The organism is Rhodococcus sp. NPDC003318 (assembly GCF_042879035.1).
GTDB lineage: Bacteria > Actinomycetota > Actinomycetes > Mycobacteriales > Mycobacteriaceae > Rhodococcus_G.
The window spans coordinates 31,437-50,287 of record NZ_JBIAOU010000009.1; the positions used below are offsets into that span (position 1 = coordinate 31,437).

34 protein-coding genes are annotated in these 18,851 nt (G+C 67.8%); all 34 read left to right on the plus strand.

Features of this window, described 5'->3' with window-relative positions; genetic code table 11:
• Positions 1-42: 42 nt before the first annotated feature.
• The 34 genes from ACFYVR_RS15800 to ACFYVR_RS15965 all read left to right on the plus strand — a co-directional run bounded on the left by ACFYVR_RS15800 (position 43) and on the right by ACFYVR_RS15965 (position 18,839).
• Positions 43-270, plus strand: a complete 228-nt coding sequence (locus tag ACFYVR_RS15800; RefSeq protein WP_387474667.1) for a hypothetical protein — start codon at positions 43-45, stop codon at positions 268-270.
• A gap of 71 nt (positions 271-341) precedes the next feature.
• The gene (locus ACFYVR_RS15805) at positions 342-536 is read left to right on the plus strand and encodes a hypothetical protein (RefSeq protein WP_387474669.1); all 195 of its coding nucleotides are present in this window, start codon (positions 342-344) and stop codon (positions 534-536) included.
• A complete protein-coding gene (locus ACFYVR_RS15810) occupies positions 533-1,300 on the plus strand; it encodes a BRO family protein (RefSeq protein ID WP_387474671.1) in 768 nt (255 codons plus the stop codon). Before ACFYVR_RS15805 ends, ACFYVR_RS15810 begins: the two co-directional genes overlap by 4 nt.
• Entirely contained in the window at positions 1,297-2,067 is a 771-nt protein-coding gene (locus ACFYVR_RS15815; protein WP_387474673.1) for a helix-turn-helix domain-containing protein, read from the plus strand. Before ACFYVR_RS15810 ends, ACFYVR_RS15815 begins: the two co-directional genes overlap by 4 nt.
• 262 nt (positions 2,068-2,329) lie before the next feature.
• Positions 2,330-2,515 carry a hypothetical protein gene (locus ACFYVR_RS15820; RefSeq protein WP_387474675.1) on the plus strand — a complete coding sequence of 62 codons (186 nt, stop codon included), beginning with the start codon at positions 2,330-2,332 and terminating at the stop codon, positions 2,513-2,515.
• Positions 2,512-2,661 carry a hypothetical protein gene (locus ACFYVR_RS15825; RefSeq protein ID WP_387474677.1) on the plus strand — a complete coding sequence of 50 codons (150 nt, stop codon included), beginning with the start codon at positions 2,512-2,514 and terminating at the stop codon, positions 2,659-2,661. The genes ACFYVR_RS15820 and ACFYVR_RS15825 overlap by 4 nt, the downstream gene beginning before the upstream one ends.
• Positions 2,662-2,779: 118 nt before the next feature.
• The gene (locus ACFYVR_RS15830; protein ID WP_387474679.1) at positions 2,780-2,944 is read left to right on the plus strand and encodes a hypothetical protein; all 165 of its coding nucleotides are present in this window, start codon (positions 2,780-2,782) and stop codon (positions 2,942-2,944) included.
• Entirely contained in the window at positions 2,941-3,612 is a 672-nt protein-coding gene (locus ACFYVR_RS15835) for a WhiB family transcriptional regulator (protein WP_387474681.1), read from the plus strand. Before ACFYVR_RS15830 ends, ACFYVR_RS15835 begins: the two co-directional genes overlap by 4 nt.
• Positions 3,609-4,472 carry a PD-(D/E)XK nuclease-like domain-containing protein gene (locus ACFYVR_RS15840; protein ID WP_387474683.1) on the plus strand — a complete coding sequence of 288 codons (864 nt, stop codon included), beginning with the start codon at positions 3,609-3,611 and terminating at the stop codon, positions 4,470-4,472. Before ACFYVR_RS15835 ends, ACFYVR_RS15840 begins: the two co-directional genes overlap by 4 nt.
• Positions 4,462-5,580, plus strand: a complete 1,119-nt coding sequence (locus tag ACFYVR_RS15845) for a hypothetical protein (RefSeq protein WP_387474685.1) — start codon at positions 4,462-4,464, stop codon at positions 5,578-5,580. The genes ACFYVR_RS15840 and ACFYVR_RS15845 overlap by 11 nt, the downstream gene beginning before the upstream one ends.
• Before the next feature lie 24 nt (positions 5,581-5,604).
• Positions 5,605-5,994, plus strand: coding sequence for a hypothetical protein (locus ACFYVR_RS15850; protein ID WP_387474687.1), 390 nt, complete (start codon positions 5,605-5,607; stop codon positions 5,992-5,994).
• A gap of 3 nt (positions 5,995-5,997) precedes the next feature.
• The gene (locus ACFYVR_RS15855) at positions 5,998-6,834 is read left to right on the plus strand and encodes a DUF2303 family protein (protein ID WP_387474689.1); all 837 of its coding nucleotides are present in this window, start codon (positions 5,998-6,000) and stop codon (positions 6,832-6,834) included.
• A gap of 90 nt (positions 6,835-6,924) precedes the next feature.
• Positions 6,925-7,266, plus strand: coding sequence for a hypothetical protein (locus tag ACFYVR_RS15860; protein WP_387474691.1), 342 nt, complete (start codon positions 6,925-6,927; stop codon positions 7,264-7,266).
• Between the two features lie 91 nt (positions 7,267-7,357).
• Positions 7,358-7,741 carry a hypothetical protein gene (locus tag ACFYVR_RS15865; protein ID WP_387474693.1) on the plus strand — a complete coding sequence of 128 codons (384 nt, stop codon included), beginning with the start codon at positions 7,358-7,360 and terminating at the stop codon, positions 7,739-7,741.
• On the plus strand, positions 7,741-7,932 hold the full coding sequence (locus ACFYVR_RS15870; protein WP_387474695.1) for a hypothetical protein: 192 nt from the start codon (positions 7,741-7,743) through the stop codon (positions 7,930-7,932). Before ACFYVR_RS15865 ends, ACFYVR_RS15870 begins: the two co-directional genes overlap by 1 nt.
• Positions 7,932-8,288 carry a hypothetical protein gene (locus ACFYVR_RS15875; protein WP_387474697.1) on the plus strand — a complete coding sequence of 119 codons (357 nt, stop codon included), beginning with the start codon at positions 7,932-7,934 and terminating at the stop codon, positions 8,286-8,288. Before ACFYVR_RS15870 ends, ACFYVR_RS15875 begins: the two co-directional genes overlap by 1 nt.
• A 94-nt stretch (positions 8,289-8,382) precedes the next feature.
• Positions 8,383-8,745 (plus strand): hypothetical protein, encoded by a 363-nt coding sequence (locus tag ACFYVR_RS15880; RefSeq protein ID WP_387474699.1) that lies wholly within the window; start codon positions 8,383-8,385, stop codon positions 8,743-8,745.
• Complete coding sequence (locus ACFYVR_RS15885) at positions 8,745-8,945, plus strand: hypothetical protein (protein ID WP_387474701.1); 201 nt, start codon at positions 8,745-8,747, stop codon at positions 8,943-8,945. Before ACFYVR_RS15880 ends, ACFYVR_RS15885 begins: the two co-directional genes overlap by 1 nt.
• Complete coding sequence (locus ACFYVR_RS15890) at positions 8,942-9,391, plus strand: hypothetical protein (RefSeq protein ID WP_387474703.1); 450 nt, start codon at positions 8,942-8,944, stop codon at positions 9,389-9,391. Before ACFYVR_RS15885 ends, ACFYVR_RS15890 begins: the two co-directional genes overlap by 4 nt.
• Positions 9,384-9,671: a hypothetical protein gene (locus tag ACFYVR_RS15895; protein ID WP_387474705.1), complete on the plus strand. Its 288-nt coding sequence runs from the start codon at positions 9,384-9,386 to the stop codon at positions 9,669-9,671. The genes ACFYVR_RS15890 and ACFYVR_RS15895 overlap by 8 nt, the downstream gene beginning before the upstream one ends.
• A complete protein-coding gene (locus ACFYVR_RS15900) occupies positions 9,668-9,910 on the plus strand; it encodes a hypothetical protein (protein WP_387474707.1) in 243 nt (80 codons plus the stop codon). Before ACFYVR_RS15895 ends, ACFYVR_RS15900 begins: the two co-directional genes overlap by 4 nt.
• 327 nt (positions 9,911-10,237) lie before the next feature.
• Positions 10,238-10,621: a hypothetical protein gene (locus ACFYVR_RS15905; RefSeq protein WP_387474709.1), complete on the plus strand. Its 384-nt coding sequence runs from the start codon at positions 10,238-10,240 to the stop codon at positions 10,619-10,621.
• A gap of 313 nt (positions 10,622-10,934) precedes the next feature.
• The gene (locus ACFYVR_RS15910) at positions 10,935-11,267 is read left to right on the plus strand and encodes a hypothetical protein (RefSeq protein ID WP_387474711.1); all 333 of its coding nucleotides are present in this window, start codon (positions 10,935-10,937) and stop codon (positions 11,265-11,267) included.
• A complete protein-coding gene (locus ACFYVR_RS15915) occupies positions 11,264-11,755 on the plus strand; it encodes a hypothetical protein (RefSeq protein ID WP_387474713.1) in 492 nt (163 codons plus the stop codon). Before ACFYVR_RS15910 ends, ACFYVR_RS15915 begins: the two co-directional genes overlap by 4 nt.
• Positions 11,752-11,970 carry a hypothetical protein gene (locus ACFYVR_RS15920; protein WP_387474715.1) on the plus strand — a complete coding sequence of 73 codons (219 nt, stop codon included), beginning with the start codon at positions 11,752-11,754 and terminating at the stop codon, positions 11,968-11,970. Before ACFYVR_RS15915 ends, ACFYVR_RS15920 begins: the two co-directional genes overlap by 4 nt.
• On the plus strand, positions 11,967-12,158 hold the full coding sequence (locus tag ACFYVR_RS15925) for a hypothetical protein (protein ID WP_387474717.1): 192 nt from the start codon (positions 11,967-11,969) through the stop codon (positions 12,156-12,158). Before ACFYVR_RS15920 ends, ACFYVR_RS15925 begins: the two co-directional genes overlap by 4 nt.
• Positions 12,155-12,808 carry a hypothetical protein gene (locus ACFYVR_RS15930; protein ID WP_387474719.1) on the plus strand — a complete coding sequence of 218 codons (654 nt, stop codon included), beginning with the start codon at positions 12,155-12,157 and terminating at the stop codon, positions 12,806-12,808. The genes ACFYVR_RS15925 and ACFYVR_RS15930 overlap by 4 nt, the downstream gene beginning before the upstream one ends.
• Entirely contained in the window at positions 12,805-13,242 is a 438-nt protein-coding gene (locus tag ACFYVR_RS15935) for a DUF6221 family protein (protein WP_387474721.1), read from the plus strand. Before ACFYVR_RS15930 ends, ACFYVR_RS15935 begins: the two co-directional genes overlap by 4 nt.
• 383 nt (positions 13,243-13,625) lie before the next feature.
• The gene (locus tag ACFYVR_RS15940) at positions 13,626-13,766 is read left to right on the plus strand and encodes a hypothetical protein (RefSeq protein WP_387474723.1); all 141 of its coding nucleotides are present in this window, start codon (positions 13,626-13,628) and stop codon (positions 13,764-13,766) included.
• Positions 13,763-13,999, plus strand: coding sequence for a hypothetical protein (locus ACFYVR_RS15945; protein ID WP_387474725.1), 237 nt, complete (start codon positions 13,763-13,765; stop codon positions 13,997-13,999). The genes ACFYVR_RS15940 and ACFYVR_RS15945 overlap by 4 nt, the downstream gene beginning before the upstream one ends.
• Before the next feature lie 455 nt (positions 14,000-14,454).
• Positions 14,455-14,817 carry a hypothetical protein gene (locus ACFYVR_RS15950; protein ID WP_387474727.1) on the plus strand — a complete coding sequence of 121 codons (363 nt, stop codon included), beginning with the start codon at positions 14,455-14,457 and terminating at the stop codon, positions 14,815-14,817.
• Positions 14,789-16,321, plus strand: coding sequence for a terminase (locus ACFYVR_RS15955; RefSeq protein WP_387474728.1), 1,533 nt, complete (start codon positions 14,789-14,791; stop codon positions 16,319-16,321). The genes ACFYVR_RS15950 and ACFYVR_RS15955 overlap by 29 nt, the downstream gene beginning before the upstream one ends.
• On the plus strand, positions 16,318-17,664 hold the full coding sequence (locus ACFYVR_RS15960) for a DUF935 family protein (protein WP_387474730.1): 1,347 nt from the start codon (positions 16,318-16,320) through the stop codon (positions 17,662-17,664). Before ACFYVR_RS15955 ends, ACFYVR_RS15960 begins: the two co-directional genes overlap by 4 nt.
• The gene (locus ACFYVR_RS15965) at positions 17,661-18,839 is read left to right on the plus strand and encodes a head maturation protease, ClpP-related (RefSeq protein WP_387474732.1); all 1,179 of its coding nucleotides are present in this window, start codon (positions 17,661-17,663) and stop codon (positions 18,837-18,839) included. The genes ACFYVR_RS15960 and ACFYVR_RS15965 overlap by 4 nt, the downstream gene beginning before the upstream one ends.
• Positions 18,840-18,851 lie beyond the last annotated feature (12 nt).

Here is an 18,851-nt window from a genome sequence, read left to right on the forward strand (position 1 = left end):
ACGTCTCACGAGACCGAAGGAGACTGACATGAAGGTGCCACCTTGAGCACCGCCACCATCAGACCCGCCCTGACGGCGGGACAGATCGCCGAAGCGCTGTCCATGAATCCGACGTCGGTCTACCGACTGTTTGTCCGGAAGGACCACCCCCTCCCCCACGTGCGAACAGGAGACAACGCCATCCGGGTCCGCGCAGACACGTTCGATCAGTGGCTCCGCGAGGAAGAACAACTGTCTGTCGGACAGGTCGCGAAGCGGCGGAGGAAGTGACAGGCGCAGCCCACGAAGAAGGCCGCCAGCTGGTGCAACAGCTGACGGCCACGACAGAGATTGGAGATCACATGTCCTCGACAGACTACTCGACCCCGGGCCTCGCGCTGTTCGGCGAGCCCGTCACGGTCGTCGGCTACATAAAGCCGGACAACAACTTCCAGCAGGAGATCGCAAACGAGCACGGCGTGCTGTGCGTCGTCGCATACGCCGACCACCGCGAGGCCATCACCCTCACGGGAAACCTGCAGCTGGTGGCCGCATGAGCGATCTCGAGCTGTTCCGATACGAGTCAACCGAACTGCGTACCGTCGTCATAGATAGCGAGCCGTGGTTCGTCGCTACCGACGTCGCCCGGATCCTCGAGTACCGCGAGGCGTACGACCTCACACGGCGCCTCGACGCCGAGGATAAGGGTCCGCGCTCAATGCGGACCCCCGGCGGATTCCAAGAGGTCACCATCATCTCTGAGGCCGGGTTCTACGTCGCGATCCTTGGTAGCAAGTCGGCCAGGGCGAAAGCAGTCAAGCGCTGGCTGACTCACGAGGTGCTGCCGTCGATCCGGAAGACCGGGTCGTACAACACGGCGCCCGCGCTGACCGGGCCCGCGCTGATGGCGGCCGCGCTCGTCGAGGCACAGCAGACCCTCGCCGCGAAGGACGCGCAGATCGCGCTCGACGCACCGAAGGTCGCGTATCACGACGAGTTCGTCACCGACGCCGACCTTCTCAGCTTCCGCACCGTCGCCTCCACCCTCGACATCGCGGAGAACGTACTTCGCGGAGTCCTGATCGACCGCGGCTGGATCTACCGCGAGCAGGCGACGCGGTGGTCGGAGTCGAAGCAGTGCAAGGAGACGATCAACCGGTACTCCGAGTACGCGCACAAGAAGCCGTACTTCCGGCGGGTCGAGGAGCACAAGGCGCCGCGGTTCGCTGGCGAGGTCATGCACACGCTGAAGATCACCCCGGCCGGGGCCGAGGCGATCGCGCGGATGGTGCCCCGTTGGACCGAAGGAGACGCAGCGTGATGACCCCGGACCAACTCCGCGCGCTGGAAGATGGCCCGCTCAACGCGATCATCGGCATCATCGGCGCGGTCGGCGTGCTGAACGACATCGTGACGGCCGAGCTGTTCGATGCCGACGCGCGGCAGGCCGCGGCCGCCGAGCGCACTGACGCGACTCCGATCCCGTACTCGGTGGTCGACCCCCTCACGCGCGACGACGTACGCGCCGTCGCGCGTGAGGAGATGGACCGCGCCTACCTCGATGCCAGGTCGCCGGCCTTCCGCCGACTCCGTGAGCTGGACGTCGAGATGCAGGAACTAGTCAATCACGGTGATCGGAGCGCCAGCCGTCACGAAGAGCCGGTGCCAATCGCCTTCGTGGGACAGGGAGATGTAGGCCCCCTTGGCGCTCCCGTCGCTGACCTTCGTCAGCATGGCGGTGATGGCGTCGTACTCGGTGGGGTTGATCGAATAGGTGATCCCGTTGTAAATCAGGCTGGCCACGATGCTTCTCCCTCTGTTGGTGGTTGTGGTGATCCCACAGTAGGAGACGGGCAGGTCGCCGGGGATGCGTACACATCCCCGGCGGCTGTCTCCGATGGCCCGGACCCGCGGATCCACTGGAAGGTCGGGAAGGTCGCGAAGCGGCTCGACATCTCCAAGGCTGGGGTGCACGACCTGATCGACACCGGCCGGCTGGACTACCTCAACTTCGGCACCGAGACCGCGCCGAGGATCCGCGTCCACGCCGACGACCTGCAGGCGTTCATCGATCGGCACGCGTTGTGAACCGCACCGACTGGATCATCCTGGCCGCGATCATGATCACCGTGGCGGTGACGGTCGCGGTGGTGGCCGCCGTCAGTGTGCTGGTCGGCTACAGCTACTACGGGACCTAGACGTGATCGACTTCTTCGGAGCGGTCCTCGCTTTCACGCTCATCGTCTCGCTCGCAGTGTGGCGCGCCCGCCGCTGACCTGACCCCAAACCTCATTCACGCAGGACGCCACCTGCGCTGACCTTCCGCGCCCAAAAACACAGGGAGCCAACCATGTTCAAATTCTTACGGCGTAAAGCTGACCGCCCGTCCACCCCGCTCGACGTCCTCGGCGACGCCCCCGCGATGTGGCCGACCATGCCCGACGGCGACCCGGACTCCGACCTCGCCGGTGGTGTCCCGGCGTCCGAGCTGATCGCGCGCCTTCGCGCCGAGTACGCCGAGCAGGTGACGGCATGATGGCCAAGGTTCGCGACCTGCTCGTCGAGGCCCGGGCTCACCGCGACGCCGCATCCGAGGCGGTCCAGGAAGGTAGCCGCGCCGACGCGCTGTACCGGCTCGGCCTGCTCGACGCGCTGTTCGACCAGATCGAGCTGATCGCCTGATGGCCCGCCGATTCGATCCCGATATCGACGACCCGGCCGAGTAGTGGGACGACGAGGACCCCGGCGCTGCCGCCGACCGCGCGTACGACCTCACCCCCTACAAGAACGGAGAGACCGAATGACCGGCGTGGCCTGGGACTGCAACCACTGCAAGAGGACCCGGCAGGCGCCTTGCTACACCGCATGCCCGGAGGCTGACAGCTACTCGGCGGCCGAGTTCAAGGCGGTCCGCGTCCGCGAGTCCAAGAAGTCGATCGCCGAGCAGCTCGGGGGACGGCCGTGAGAACCAAGGCGTGCCTGGGCATGGACCCGGAGATCTGGTTCCCCGTGAACGGCGGGGCGGCCCCGGCGAGTGCCCGCAGCCGGCGCGACGCGGAGGCGGCCGCCGCGATCTGCCGACGCTGCCCCGTGCAGGAAGGGTGCGCGGACATCGCGCTCAAGACCGACGCACGTCACGGTGTGTGGGCGGCGGTGTGGCTCGACGACCCGGACGTTCCGTGGAAGGAGACCCACGCGACGCTCGCGCGCATCGCCGGTGTCGAGGTCCTCGAGGTGCCGCCGACGGCAGCCGATAGTCCCACCGAAGGACTGCCGGACAGCGTCATCCGCTACCGAGAGTGGCGGGCGGAGGGCGTCAGCAACGAGCGGATCGCGCAACGGCTGGGCGTGAAGGTCGAATCGCTGCGGGTCGTCGTGCGGCGGCACGGCGTCGACTGGATCGGCGAGCCGTGGGAGATCCGGCTGGCCGAGCGGCTGGACGAATTGATCGCGGCGGGTGAAGCGTTCTCGGCGAACGACTTCCCGAGGATTCCTGGGATTTCCGGACTGCTCAGCGGAGCCATGTACGGCGGTCGAATCAAGCGGGTCGGGTCGGTTCGGAGCGCGAGCCACGGCGGGAAGATCGGCGCGTACTGCGCTGTCGCGGAGGCCGGGGCGGTGGTGCCGGTATGAGCGACATCGTCGACGTCGCCGGGTTCTACGACGGCATCCCGGATCACGTGTACCACTCCGACAAGGGCTCGCTGTCGTCGTCCGGTGCACGGAAGCTGCTGCCGCCGTCGGCCCCGGCGATCTTCCGGTACGAGCGGGACCATCCGCCGGCACCGACGAAGGCGTTCGACCTCGGGCACGCCGCGCACACCCTCGTCCTCGGCGAAGGCGGCGAGCTGCGCATGATCCCCGAGGAGATCCTGTCGTCGAACGGCGCCGCGACGACGAAGGCCGCGAAGGAGTTCGTCGACCAGGCGCACGCCGACGGCGCCGTGCCGCTCAAGCCGGACGAGTACCAGCAGGTGCACGAGATGGCGGCGGCGGTGCGCACCAACCCGTACGCCGCGGCGCTGCTCGCGACCGGCGTGCCGGAGCGGTCCCTGTGGTGGCAGGACCCCGCCACCGGTGTGTGGCTGCGAGCCCGCCCGGACTGGACCACCGCGGGTGCCGATGGTCGGCCGATCCTCGTCGACTACAAGACCAGCACCAGCGCGAACCCGGACGACTTCCGGTCGTCCGCAGCGAAGTACGGGTACCACCAGCAGGCGCCGTTCTACCTCGACGGCATGTCCGCGCTCGGTGTCCACGACTGCGGGTTCCTGTTCATCGTGCAGGACAAGACCCCGCCCTACCTCGTGTCGGTCGTCGAGCTGACCGCGGACGCGATGCTCGCCGGTCGGGACCTGAACCGGCGCGCGATCGACATCTACGCCGAGTGCATGGCCACCGACACGTGGCCCGCGTTCGGCGACGGCATCCACCTCATCGACCTGCCCAAGTGGGCGTACTACCAAGCAGAGGAGATCCTCCGTGTCCGCTAGTCCAACCCGATACCAGCCGGTAGCCGCGGCGCCCGTCGCGCAGACGGGTGTCAGCCAGGCCACCGCGATCGAGCAGTCCCGCGCAGTCGCCGAGGTCCAGGCCGCGGTGTTCGTTGCGCAGCAGAACCGACGCAACAAGGCGTTCGCCGTCGCGGAGATGCGCGAGGTGTGCAAGCAGAAGTCGGTCGCGGACCGCGCGTTCTTCCGGTTCCCGCGCTCCGAGGGCACCGTGTCGGGCCCGTCGATCCACCTCGCCCGCGAACTCGCCCGCTGCTGGGGAAACATTCAGTTCGGCGTGTCCGAACTCGACCGCGACGACGTCAAGGGCGAGAGCGAGATGCAGGCGTTCGCCTGGGATCTCGAAACGAATGCGCGGAACTCGACGACCTTCATCGTCCCGCACAAGCGCGACACGAAGCAGGGTGTCCGGCAGCTGACCGACATGCGCGACATCTACGAGAACAACGCCAACAACGGCGCCCGCCGCCTGCGTGAAGCGATCTTCTCGGTCCTGCCCGGGTGGTTCATCGAGGAGGCGCAGGAACTGTGCCGCGCCACGCTGCAGGGTGGCGGCGGTGTTCCGCTGCCGCAGCGGATCGCGAACTCGATCGCCACGTTCGAGTCCATCGGCATCACCCGGGACCAGCTCGAGCAGACTGTCGGCCGCCCGTCCGAAAAGTGGACCGAGCACGACGTCACCGACCTCGGCATCACCTACACCTCGATCAAGAACGGCGAGCTGAGCAAGGACCAGGCGTTCAAGCCTCAGCAGTCGACCGTCGTGGTCGAGCCCGCCGCGATCGAAGAGGCGCTGGCCGAACAACAGCCGGAGCCGCCGCAGCAGCCCGCGGCGACCGAGGCGTCGGCCAAGGAGCCCGCCGCGACGAAGAAGCCCGGTGCCCGACCTGCCACCGCGACCGACCAGCGGAAGCTCGCCGAAGCGTTCCAGGAGGCCGGGGTGACCGACGACCAGATCGACTCGTTCCTCCGGACCCGACTCGGCCGCGACGTCAACGACGAGGCACCGATCACCCGCGACGAGGTCGCCGCGACCGTCCAGTTCCTCAAGGCCGGCGAGGAACCCGTCACCGAGACCACCCCCGAGTAGCGCCCATCACCCGAAGGGAAACCCATGTCCGACAACGAGAAGACACCGGACGACGAGAAGGTCGTCCGCCCGTTCGCCGACTTCCTCCGCGAAGCCAACCGCGGCCGCGTCCACGACGAGCTCACCACCCAGTTCCACGAGGTGCTCGCCGCCGTCAAGGACACCGGCAAGGTCGGGTCGATCACGCTGACGCTGAAGATCTCGAAGCAGAAGAAGACCAGCATGATTGAGATCTCCGACGACGTGAAAGCCAAGGTCCCGCAGCTGGATCGGCCCGCGCAGGTCTGGTTCCTCGACGGCAACGGCAACCCGACCCGCAACAACCCGGAGCAGTTGGCGTTCGAGTCCATCGCCCCGGTCCCGGACGCGAAGCCGTCCATCGCACCCATCGCACCCATCGCCAAGGAGGCCTGACCCATGACCAGCACCCACACCACCGAAGCCGCTGCCGTCGCCGAGATCGTTCGCGCGAGCTGGGACCGCGCCGAGACGATCGCGCCTCACACGGATTCGGTGCAGTCGTTCGTCACGCGGGACAACGAGCGCCGCGAAACCGACTCGTTCGAGCGTTACCTCGGCGTACCGCGGCGCCCGCGCGGCACGACGAGCGTGATCGACGTCGACAGCTTCGCCGCACTCGTGGAGCGACTCGGCACGCCCGACACTGTCCTCTTCGCGAACCAGCCGAAGAGCACCGTCACCGCGATCGTCAACTACGACAACGGGTGGCGGGACCACCGCCTCGCCCTGAACCTCGAGCTGTCCCCGGAGTGGCTGCACTGGGCCGGTCAGGACGGGAAGCTGCTGCGGCAGGTGCAGTTCGCCGAGCACATCGAGGACGGTCTCGCGTCGGTCGTCGAGCCGCCGGCCGCGGACCTGCTTGAGATCGCGCAGACGTTCCAGGCGAAGCGGTCCCTGCAGTTCGAGTCCGGCACCCGGCTGAACTCCGGTGACGTGCAGTTCCGGTTCCACGAGGAGACGTCGGCCGGCGCCGGACAGGCGGGCGACATCGCGATCCCCGAGACGATTCGGCTGCAGCTGCCGCTGTACCGGAACGGAGCGATCTTCCCGGTGACGGCCCGGCTGCGGTACCGCATCGCGCAGGAAGGCCTGGTCCTCGGGTACAAGCTCGACCGCCCGGATGACCTGCTGCAGGCCGGGTTCACGGAGGTGGTCGGGAAGCTAACCGAGCAGCTCGGCGACGAGTACCTGATCGTGCACGGCGTCGCACCCGAGCCGGTCCGGGAGATCTGACCCGCCCACACCGCACCGCCGGCCGGGCGGGGACCACGAACCCCGCCCGGCCCGCAGGCCCCATCCATCCCGGCACCAGGAGACCCGACCATGAACGGACCCGACGCAGGAAACGAGCTGGCCGCGCTGAAACGGAAGCTCGCCGACGCCGTCGAACTCGCCGACGAGTGGACACGCACCGGCCACAAGGTGCGCACCCGCTGCGCACGAGACCTCTTCCGAGTGCTGAAGAGCGACGCCTCGCCCAGAACCGTCCGGACAGCAGACGAACTCGATGCGCTGCCCGCCGACACCGTCATCCGGAACAGGCTCGACGAGATACTCGTGAAGAGCGGCGAACTCTGGTTCGAGCCGGGATACGACTGGGACCGCTTGGTGGACCTTCCCGCCCGCATCCTCTACCTCCCCGCCGACGAGGCGGCCGACCGGTGACCGCCGCCGACTACTGGCTGACCGTCGTCTGCCACCTGCTGACCGGGCAGCCGCTCGGCCTCCGCTACCTCGCCATCCCAGGAGTGCTCCGATGATCAACCCGCACGCCGACCCCGGGTCGGATCCCGCCGACGAGTGGACCCATCGAATCCGTCAGACCGTCAGCCGCCGGAACACCATCCGCGGCGTGCTCGCCGAAGTCTGGCGCGAACGCGATCGGCAAGACGAGCAGTGGGGAGAGCAGAACCACCCCAACGGCACCGGAGGCGCCGGCCACCGAGCCAAGGCCGTCGATGCTCGCCTGCGCTGCCAACTCGCCGCCGAGCTCGGCCTCGTCAGCTTCCGCGACATCCTCGGCGAGGAGGTCGCCGAGGCCTTCGCGGAATCCGATCCGAAGGCGCTGCGCGCCGAGCTGATCCAGGTCGCCGCCGTCGCTGTCGCGTGGGTCGAGAAGCTCGACCGCGAGGTGCAGTGATGGCGCACCCCGGCTGGTGGTGCGTCGTCGAGATCGGACAAGGCGGCGGAGTACCCGACACCCTCCACGGCCCCTACTGGGACGAGGACGAAGCCTCGTCGATCGCCGAGACGCTCACCGACGACGCACGGAAAGCCGGTCGCCGTGACCGCTTCTTCGCGTGCGCACTCAACCCCAGCGAGGAGGACTGATGACCGACCTCGACACCACCGCACTGCGCACCGCGGTTCGGCATCCACGCGTCACCCCGTGGGCGGCCGGGACAGTCCTCGCCCTGTGCGACGAGATTGACCAGCTGCGGGCGGAGAACGGTGCTGCCCGCGGTGAGGCGACGGCAATGGGGGCTTACGCCCGCGAGATGAAGCAGGGCGTGACCGTCCGAGACGCCGCCCTCGACCGCGTGCGGGCGCTACACCGGCCGGTCGAGGTTGAGCCGAGCGACACGATCTGCGGCGAGTGCTCATACCGGCTGTCGAACGGCAGGTACTTCGGGAAGGTCGAGGACTACCCCTGCCCGACGATCCGCGCCCTGGACGGTGCGCCATGACCGCGCACCCGACCTGCGTCCGCTGCGGACGACGCGTCCAGCACCACGGAATCACCTGCCACAACTGCCGTTTGGCTGAGAAGGAGATGAACGCATGAGCGAGAGCCCCTGGTGCTACCTCGACGCACCAGCCCTCACCGACCTGGACCTCGCCTCTGTGCTGGTGTGCGAGATCCTCGACACGCCATACCTCGTCGGGTCCTGTCTCGACCGGCCGGACTACCGGGACGTCGACATCCGAGTGATCCTCGACGACGCGAGGTTCGACGCGCTGTTCCCGCGGCCGGCCCTCGACCCGCTTCGGCACCTGATCGAGAAGGCACTCACCGAGCACTACGTCACGGCCACCGGTCTGCGGATCGACTTCCAGATCCAACGGCAGACCGAGGCGAACGCGAAGTATCCCGGCGTCCGGCACCCGCTCGGGGTGTACCCCATCAACAGTGGTGGCCGCTGATGGCCCGCACGTACCCCGCGAAGCGGGCCCGGATCGCGGTCGAGGAAGACACCGCCGGTGAAACCGTCGGTGGTGACACCTTCGTCCGGACGTGCCGCGTCTGCTTCAAGGTGATTGTCGCAGGGCAGCGCATCGTCGACGTCGAGGGCGAGTGGGCTGCGCACGCGCGCTGCGCCGACGCCGGGGAGGCACTGCCGTGATCGACACATCTGCACTACGGGCAGTAGCGAACGATGCGCTCCAGGATGAGAGCGCACGCGAACGGTGGTGGGGCGCACTCGCCGGAGTGCTCGCCGACGAGATCGACGGACTGCGAGCCGAACTCGCGACCCGCACCGAGCCTGAATCCAAGGAGGACGAAGTGAGCCCGAAGACATTCCGCAAGAAGCCTGTCGAGATCGAAGCGATGCAGTGGGACGGCGCGGTTCGGCCGCACCTCCCGATTGCGAGCTGGATCAGGGAGAACGGCGGGGTCTACCGCTGGTCTCCCAGCCTGGGCGGTCGCCAGTACCTCCAGATCGAAACGCTCGAAGGCGTCATGACATGCAGCCCCGGCGATTGGGTCATTCGAGGCGTCAAGGGCGAGTTTTACCCGTGCAAGCCCGACATCTTCGAGGCGACATACGAAGAGGTGTCCCATGTCTGACCCGACCCCCTCCCGCCTCGTCCCCGACGACCTGCTGCCTGCCGCGAGGCTGATCTCCTCCAAGAAGGACGGCGACAACTACGGCGGCTGGGGATCGTTCAAGCAGGGCCGAGGATCGCTGTGCTACGGAAACCGCGACGTGCAACTGGATGAGATGCGGCAGCGCGCAAAGCATCACGCGCACCTCGCCGCCGCATACGAAGAGCTGGCCGAATGGCTCGCCTACGGAGACGACGAAGACGGCAACCGGCGCGACGAGGACGCGGAGTGGGAACCATGAGCCAACTCGCACTGTTCGACGACGGCATCGACACCGAAATCCCCGCATGGAAGATCAATTCCAGCCACCTGGGCCGTGAGATCTGCATCGCGGGCCGCTGGGCGCGGCTGCGCTGGCTCCTCCATCACGCATCCCGAGGGACGGTGGAGATGCAGACCGTAGACCGCAACGGCCCCGGCCACTGCCTGGTGGATCGCGGGTACCTGGTCGGCGTACGAGCCGAGGAGGTACGGCCGTGACCGCAGTGGCTGACTGGTCGCACACGTTCAGCGCGTGCGAGTTGGAGCGCTCCGGACACTGCCTGGGTGAACGTCACGATCGGTGCGCTCACAGGAATGGGGGCCCGCAGGAGGGTGGCGTTGCTGGCCGCAGCTTCGTTGGAGTGCGGGTGCGCGGCCGGAAGCTGACCATTGAATGCCCACCGGGCTGGCCCGTCCTGCTCTCGCCGCACATCTGGCGCTGCTCGTGCGACTGCCACTCGAATCCACCGGAGCCAGTGGAACTGACGCTGTGGTGACCCGACCAACCTGACCGATTCCAGCCCTGAAAGGGGGTGACCCCCAACCATGTCCGCCCTACCGGTCGCCGAGCGCGACGAGTCACCTCAGCCGTGCGACAGGTTCGACTGGGAGCGCGTGGTGCGCCGCGTGTCCATGCCGTCCGGGGTGAAGTTCGTGGCCCTCGCTCTGGCGACCTACGCGGACGGCGACGGGTCACGGATCCGGCCGTCGAATGCGCGTCTCGCGGCCGTGCTCGAGAAGTCCGAGCGGACCGTCGAGAGGGGGATGTCGTGGCTCGTGTCGGCAGGGTTCGTCTCGATCACGGCGCACAGAAATCGGCATGCGGGGCTGGCGACCGAGTACCGGTTGTCGCTGCCGTCGGATGTGCTCGACCGGGTGGTGCTCGACGTGGAGGACCGGGCCGGTGGACCCGTCACGGGTGCCGGGTGATGGACACGTCAACCCGACATGGGTGTCGTGTGGACAACCTGTTGACAACTTGTGGACAACCCTGTGGAAGAACGCCTTTCAACCCGACATGGGTGACGGGTCGAGAAGGGATCAACCCGACACCGGTGACGTTTCAACCCGACACCGGTGTCGCCCATTACCCGACACCCATGTCGGGACACCAGTACATACACCAACCACTTACCAGTACAGAGAGAGCAGTTGGCTTGTGGATAAATCTCACCAGCGCGCGCAAGCGACCGACCCGACAACCCGATCCGCGACCATCCCGCTCCCGTGGTCGAAGCCCCCGATGTCGATGAACGACCGCATGCACTGGGCGCAGAAGGCGAAGCTCACGAAGACCATCCGCCAGACCACCGCGACCCTCGCCCGCGCGCACCGCATCCCCACCGGCCTCGGCCACGTGACCGTCGCCCTCGTCTACCGACCGCGCGCCAACCGCCGTCTCGACGCCGACAACATCGCCCCCGTCCTCAAGGCGGCCTGTGACGGTCTCGTCGACCACGGCCTCGTCCCCGATGACACCCCGCAGTGGATGACCAAGCACATGCCCGTCATCGCTCCGGCCCAGAAGGGCGCAGGAGGCGCGATGTGGCTCGAACTGACATGGGAGGACCAATGACCACCAAACAGCCCGCAGAATCGATCTCAGGCTCGAGCGAGATCCCGTACGACGAGATGCGTGCCATCCTCGGACTCCCCAAAGTCAAGTACGACGTCGAGCGGGAGCGCGTCCGCGCGTTCCTCTCCGGATCCGCCGGCCAGCCGTACTACCGCTGGAACGACGCCGCCGACCCGCTACGCATCCCCGACGAGGGATTCCGAATCGGATGGACCCTCCCCGCCGCACAGAACGTGCGCACCGGCGGCCGCGACAACCCGCAGATCCGCGGGTACACCGCGGACACCGTGATCGTCGACGAGCTCGCGCCCGGCGAAACACCGCAGCAGCACCGCCTCACCCTCGTTGCTGCCTTCGACCGCCTCACCGAGCAGATACGAAGCACAACCGAGCTCATCGAACGATTCATGAACGACACACGCCCACAGCAGAAGCCGCCTATGTGGGCCATCGACCCCGCACACACCCGACGCAGGAGGAACCGATGATCGTGCACAAGACCACCACCGGCCTCCGACGACCCTCGCCGTTCGATCGAGGCGGCAATGTCGGTGACTGGGTTGCCGCCGTGTCGCCAGTCCTGCATCCAACCCCCACGCTCTCGGAGTCCGGGTGGCGCAAGTTGCTGCACCTCATGGGATTCGCACTGCCTGAGGAAACCCAGGCCGACTACACACTCGCCGGACCCAAGGAGGCACCGTGACGCAGGCAATCCGAGCCGTCGCATCGCTCATCTGCTACGTGATCGCGATCGGGAACGTGGCCCAGGTGTCATCGTCGTGGAAGGCGGGCAGCTGGGGGTGGGTCGCATTCTACATCGCCGGGGCCGCCGCGCTCACCTACTGGGGCGGGCATCACTTCAGCGAAGCGGTGAAGCGGGAGGGTTCGTGACGCACTTCTTCCTCGACGAGGACGGTCAGGCGCGCCTACTTGGCCTTCTCGATGAGATCCCCGAGGTCGTGGATGCACTCGCAGGGCTCCGCGGCGACGGCTACCGGCAACGGATTTCGTACGAGCCGAAGGTGACGGGTGGCGGCGGGGAGGCGCCGCTGCCGTACGACACTGGCGCAGGGGATGCCGCCGACGAGCTGCACGCTGAGCTCGCATCGTGGGTGCGCCTCACGCTCGACCATCGCGGCCAGGAGTGGGGAGGCGGGTCGACGGCGCTCGCGCTCGCCCGTTGGCTGCGCGAGCACCTCGTTGCGCTGGCGATGACGCCTGGCAGCGAGGAGGCGCCGGCGGGCATTGGACGAGCCGTGCGCAACGCGCGCCGTGTGGCGCGAATGACGGCCCGGCCGGAGGATTGGCGGATGCGGTCGGTGCACGTCGCTCGCAATGCGCAGCTCAACGCTCGCGGGATCGAGCAGGCAGCGAAGGAGCTCGGCCCGGAGTATGCGCGCCTCACCGCCGACCGCGTGCGAAACCTGAAGCGACGGGACCGAATCAAGCCGATCCGGGAGATCGACGGCGAACTGATCTACCGTCTCGGCGAAGTGATGGAAGCGCACCTGGCAGCGAAGACGAGAAGGGGCACAGCATGACGATCGTGGAGTTCCTGCTCGAACGAATCGACGACGACGAGGAGATCGCCCTCGCTGCAGCCGGATGGGACTCATCCGGCCGGGTCCGCGACGCGGGTCTCTGGCACCGCGAAGGCGTCAACAGTGTGACCAACAGCTGGGGTCGGACGGTCGTGCACGGGGACGGCACACCACCGGAAGACTCACAGGCTGAGCACATCGTCCACAACGACCCGGCCCGCGTGCTGCGAGAGTGCGCGGCGAAGCGGGAAATCCTGGAACACCACCGCCCGGTGGACGCCGGACTGTCGCAGTCGAATGCCTGCTACGGCTGCGGCACCGCAGGCCCCTGCGGTGACTACATCGCGGAGGACATCAGCGACTGTCCTGTTCTCACTTCCCTCGCCGCCGTCTACTCCGACCACCCGGACTATGACCCGACGTGGAGCGCTTGACTCCTTGTCCGACCCCCCGTGATACGCTGCCGCTGAAAGCGAGTTGTGCCCTACCGGTGCAGCTCGCTTTTCGCGCATCCACCCCACGGTCACCCGGGACAACCAGGCGGCAGCTGCCGGATGGCGCGCACACCCTGGTAGTCCCGGCCCGTACGGAGCAGCCGCAGGCGCCCGACGGGAAACCCCGCCCACGCCCACTGCCAACGCGGTCGGTGTGGGCGGGCCCGAACTCTCGCCCTGTCGTTCACGTCACCACCCGCACGGCCAACTCTGGTCTTACGAACGTGCACCGGTGGAACGAAGCGGACCACACCCACACAGCCCCGTGACACGGGCCGGCGAGCTGCGCCAGGGCGAGACTCACTCCACCGCGGGAGGTCACGATGCAGACACCCCAAGACGAACTCGACGACCTCCGCATCCACTGCACCCGCGAACGCCGCGCCTGCAACATGCCCGCCGTCATCACGCTCACCGAACGCATCGACAACCTGATCCGCAACCAGACGAGGGAGACCCCATGAGCCAGACGCCCACGATCGGACGAATCGTCCACTACCACCACGGCGACGGCCGCACACTCGCCGCGATCATCACCGAGGTCTACGCCGACGCGCACGTCGCACTCACGATCTTCCAACCCGGCGCACTCCCGGGCTACGCCACGACCGGCACCGACCCGAGGTCCCCGATCGCGCGCATCCCGCACGCCGACGAGCCGACGCCCGGCCACTGGAACTGGCCGCCCCGCACCTGATGGCCGACGCGCGCACCACAACCGAGCGCGGGCTCGGACACGCGCACCGCAAGGACCGCGAACGCCTGCTTCGGGCACACGTCGACGGGACTCCGTGCTGGTGGTGCAACAGACCAATGCACCGAGACCCAGCGAAGAACTGGGACGGCCGGCCACTTGAAGCGGACCACAGCCTCGCCCGATCGAAGGGCGGCACCAAGGCTGACCGGCTCCTATGCAGCACCTGCAACCGATCCCGCCAGGACGGCAGCCGAGACCATCAACGTCCCGCACTCCGCGAACGACCGCGGCCGCAGGTATTCCCATGGCCTGACCTGTAAGCCTCCAGTCACCCTGCGACCCCCTACCGGAAATATCCGGAGGGGGTCGCCAGGTGACCGCATCTCATCCCAGTCACCTATCTCTCTCCGGCGTTTTTTCCACCACGCCCACCCCGCGACGGGAGGTGATGCCACGTGGCCACACAGAAGCCGCCTCTGCGTGCTGTCGCCGCCGACGAGACCGCGCCGCCGCCGTCGAAGCCGATGTCGGTCGTGCAGGCCGCGAAGTCCGGCACCCATCGGGATCTGCTGGTGGCGATGCGCGATCGGATCGCGGAGACCGTCACGAACGCGGGCTGCCCACCGCGTGACCTGGCATCGCTGACGAAGCGGCTGCAGGACATCGCGGACCAGATCGAGGCGATCGACGCTCGGGAAGCCGAGGAGGCCCCGGGCCACCGTCTGCGCGATCTGGAGGCAGCGTTGCGCGAGATCAATCCGGAGCACCCGCTACTGGCAGGCATGGTCGATGACCACTTCGACGCATCCGCCATCTGAGCGGAAGCTGTCCGATGTCGCTCGGCACCTGGTGATCCCGGAGGGGATCGTCACCTCGCAGTTCCCGCGGGTGTACCGACGCCTGCAGGACGTCGGTGTCTCGTTCGATCGATGGCAGCAGGGGTTCGGTCAGATCGCGCTCGGGTGCCGGGAGTCCGGGAAGTACGCCGCGTCGATCGGTGGCGTGGTCGCGTCGATCCCTCGTCAGGTCGGCAAGACGTACACCGTCGGCAACCTGATTATCGGAATGTGCCTGGTGTTCCCGGGACTGCGGGTCATCTGGACGTCGCACCACAACCGGACGACGACCAACACATTCCGGTCGATGCAGTCGATGGTGCGGCGCAAGAAGGTGTGGCCGCACATCGCCGCGAACGGGATCCGGACGGCGAACGGCGAGCAGGAGATCCGATTCTCGAACGGGTCGATCATCATGTTCGGTGCTCGCGAGCAGGGTTTCGGCCGCGGCATGGACGCGATCGACGTCGAGGTGTTCGACGAGGCGCAGATCCTCGGGGTGAAGGCGCTCGAGGACATGGTGCCAGCGACGAACGCGGCGCAGCATCCGCATGGCGGGCTGGTGTTCTTCATCGGGACGCCGCCGCGGCCTACAGACGATGGTGAGGCGTTCGGGTCGAAGCGGAAGAAGGCGATCACAGGTCTGACCAAGGACCAGGTGTACGTCGAGATCTCCGCGGACCCGGACACCGACCCGGACGATCAGTCGAAGTTCGCGACGTTCAATCCGTCGTATCCGCACCGCACTCCGTTGGAGGCGATGCTGCGGATGCGGGAGAACATTCCGGACGAGGACTCGTGGCGCCGTGAGGCGATGGGCATCTGGCCGGACGACGCCGAGGACGAGGACAAGCCTGTCGTCGCCAAGGACACGTGGTCCGGGCTGTACAACGGAGAGCCTCGGCTCACGGGTACGACCTGCCTGGCCGTCGACATGTCAACCGAGCGCGAAATCCGGGATCGCACCTGCTCGATCGTCGCGGCCGCGAAGACCGTCGGCGGCGCGCACGTGCAGATCGGGTATCACGGCAGCGCCGACACCCGCAAGGTCGTCGCGTTCCTCAAGGCGTGCGTCGAGGCCGGTGACCCGATCGCGATCGTCATCGACCCGAAGTCGACGGCGCAGGTGCTCGAGCAGCCCCTGCGGGCCGCGGGCATCGAGCCGGAGATGATGCGCGTCTCCGACGTGATGGCCTCGACTGCGGGGTTCCTCACCGCGGTCGACGAGGCCACCGTTTCGCACGACGACGACGAGCGGATGGCCGCGGGTCTCGCGGCCGCGAAGCTGCGGGAGATCGGCGACGGCGGCGGTATCGCCTGGGCACGCAAGGCCTCCGGAACGATCTGCCAGGTCGTCGCGGCGTCGAATGCCCTGTGGGGTCTGGGCCAGTTCGAACCGAAACGTTCAGTGCCGCAGGAGTTGGCGTTCGAGCCGACCCCGAGCGGTGGATCAGTGATGGGTGACCTGATGGAGGTGTCGTGGTGAGCTCCGTGGAGGCACCGTCGCCGGGTGAGATCGGCTATGTCGTCGCGAATCCCGACGGCGGATACCGGGCAATCGATCCGGAGGAAGCGTTCGAGCTGCGGTGGCCGCAGTGCCTGAAGACGTTCGACGCGATGCGCCGGCAGGACGCGCAGGTGCGCACCGTGCTCAAGGCGGTGACGTTGCCGATCCTGGCGACACAGTGGCGGCTGGACCCGGCCGGGGCGGAGCCGGAGGTGGTGGCCGACATCGGCGCGCAGCTCGGGCTACCCGTCGTCGGTGACGAGGGTGAGGGCGCGAAGCCGCGTCGGCAGCACCGGTTCTCGTGGCGCGAGCATCTGCGAATGGCGCTGCTCGCACTGCCGTTCGGGGCGATGTACTTCGAGCAGGTCGTCGACTTCGACGAAGAGATTCGCCGCTACCGGCTCCGCAAGCTCGCTCCGAGGATGCCCAGCACCCTCGCCGACATCCACGTCGCGCGCGACGGCGGCCTCGTCGGTATCGAGCAGCGAGCGCCCGCGGCCACCTGGGCGGTGCGGGCCTCGGACGCGGGACGGATCGTCATCCCGGTCAACCGCCTCGTCGCGTACGTGCACGAGCGCGAGGGCAGCAACTGGGGTGGCGAGTCGATCCTGCGCGCCGCCTACAAGAACTGGATACTCAAGGACCGCCTGCTCAAGCTCGAGGCGCTAACGATCGAGCGCAACGGCATGGGTGTCCCGGTCTACATCAACCCGGAGAACGCGACGCCGGAGGATATCGAGAAGGGCCGCCGGATGGCGAACTCCTACCGGGCCGGCGACGGCGCGGGCGCATCCCTTCCGTTCGGCGGCGACCTCAAGCTGCTCGGCGTGACCGGGCAGCTCCCGGACCCGCGTCCGGCGATCGACTACCACGATGCACAGATCGGCCGAGTAGCGCTGGCGCACTTCCTGAACCTCGACGGACAGGGCGGCTCGTACGCGCTGGCATCAACGCAGGCCGACCTGTTCACCACCGCGGTGAAGTCGGTCGCCGAGATGGTCCGCGATGCCGCGAACCGGTACATCGTCGAGGATCTCGTCGACTGGAACTTCGGCGAGACGGTCGCCGCGCCGCAGATCGTGTTCGACGAGATCAGCGAATCGTCGCTGTCCATCGCGAACGCCCTGCGCACCCTCGTCGACGCGGGCGTGATCATCCCCGACCGCTCGCTCGAGGAACAGGTCCGGCGCTGGCTCGACCTGCCCGCCAAGGACTTTCCGAACCCGAACCCGAGCTCGCAAGGCGACGTGCGCGACCTATTGCTGTCGGGATACCTGTCCGGCACCCACACGCCGCCCGAGCCAGGAAGGAGACGACCATGACCATCCGCAACGAACTCGGTGCGCCGAGTCGCTCGCGCGAATGGTGCCGGATCAACACGCAGTCCGGCGCCGCAACCGAGATCATGATCTACGGCGTCATCGGCAGCTACTGGATGGAGACCGACGCGCAGTCGGTCGCCAACCAGATCAAGGCCCTCGACACCGACGAGATCGTGGTCCGGATCAACTCGCCGGGCGGTGCCGCGTTCGACGGCATCGCGATCATGAACGCGCTACGGGCGCACGACGCGAAGGTCATCGTCCACGTCGACGGCCTCGCCGCGTCGGCCGCGTCGGTCGTGGCCATGGCAGGTGACGAGATCGTCATGGGCGAGGGATCGCAGATGATGATCCACGAGGCCTGGATGTACACCGAGGGCGACGCGGCAAGCCTGCGGTCCGACGCCGACCGACTCGACAAGCTGTCGGACTCGCTGACCGCGGTCTACGCCCGCCGGGCGCGTGGCGAGATCGACGAATGGCGCGCACTCGTCGCCGCCGAAACCTGGTTCACCGCAGAGGAAGCCGTCGCGGCCGGACTCGCAGACCGAGTCAGCGCCGACGCCCCCGAATCCAGTGAACTCGCCGCGACATTCAACCTGTCGCGATTCCGCTTCGCGGGCCGGGACCACGCCCCGGCACCGCGGATCCCCTCTGCCGAGGCGGTAGAGGACACCAACAGGAAGGAGGGCGACATGCCCACCCTCAAGGAAACCCTCGCCACGCGCCTCGGCACCGCAGCCGATGCCACTGACGAGACCATCGTGGCCGCGCTCGACGAGGCCCTGGCCGAGCAGGCCGAGGACCGCGGCGGCTCCGGAATCGAGGCCCGCGCCGGTGTCGTCACCGTCGACGCCGACCAGTACGCGGCCCTGCAGGCGGAGGTCGCCACGAGCCGCGAGTTCCGGGTGCGGCAGGAGGCCGCCGAGTCCCGCTCGTACATCGACACGGCGATCAAGGCGGGCAAGTTCCCGCCGGCGAAGGCCGAGCACTACGAGAAGCTGCTCGCCGCCGCACCGGCCGAGACCCGTGCACTGATCGACGGGATGCCGGCCAACGTGTTCCCGGTCGTCGAGATCGGGCACGACGGCGACGCCGTCAACCAGGACGACCACTCCGCCGCGCTGACCGCCGTCGCTGACCGCGTCGGATTCGGTCGCGCGGACCACTTCTGAGGAGACAACCAC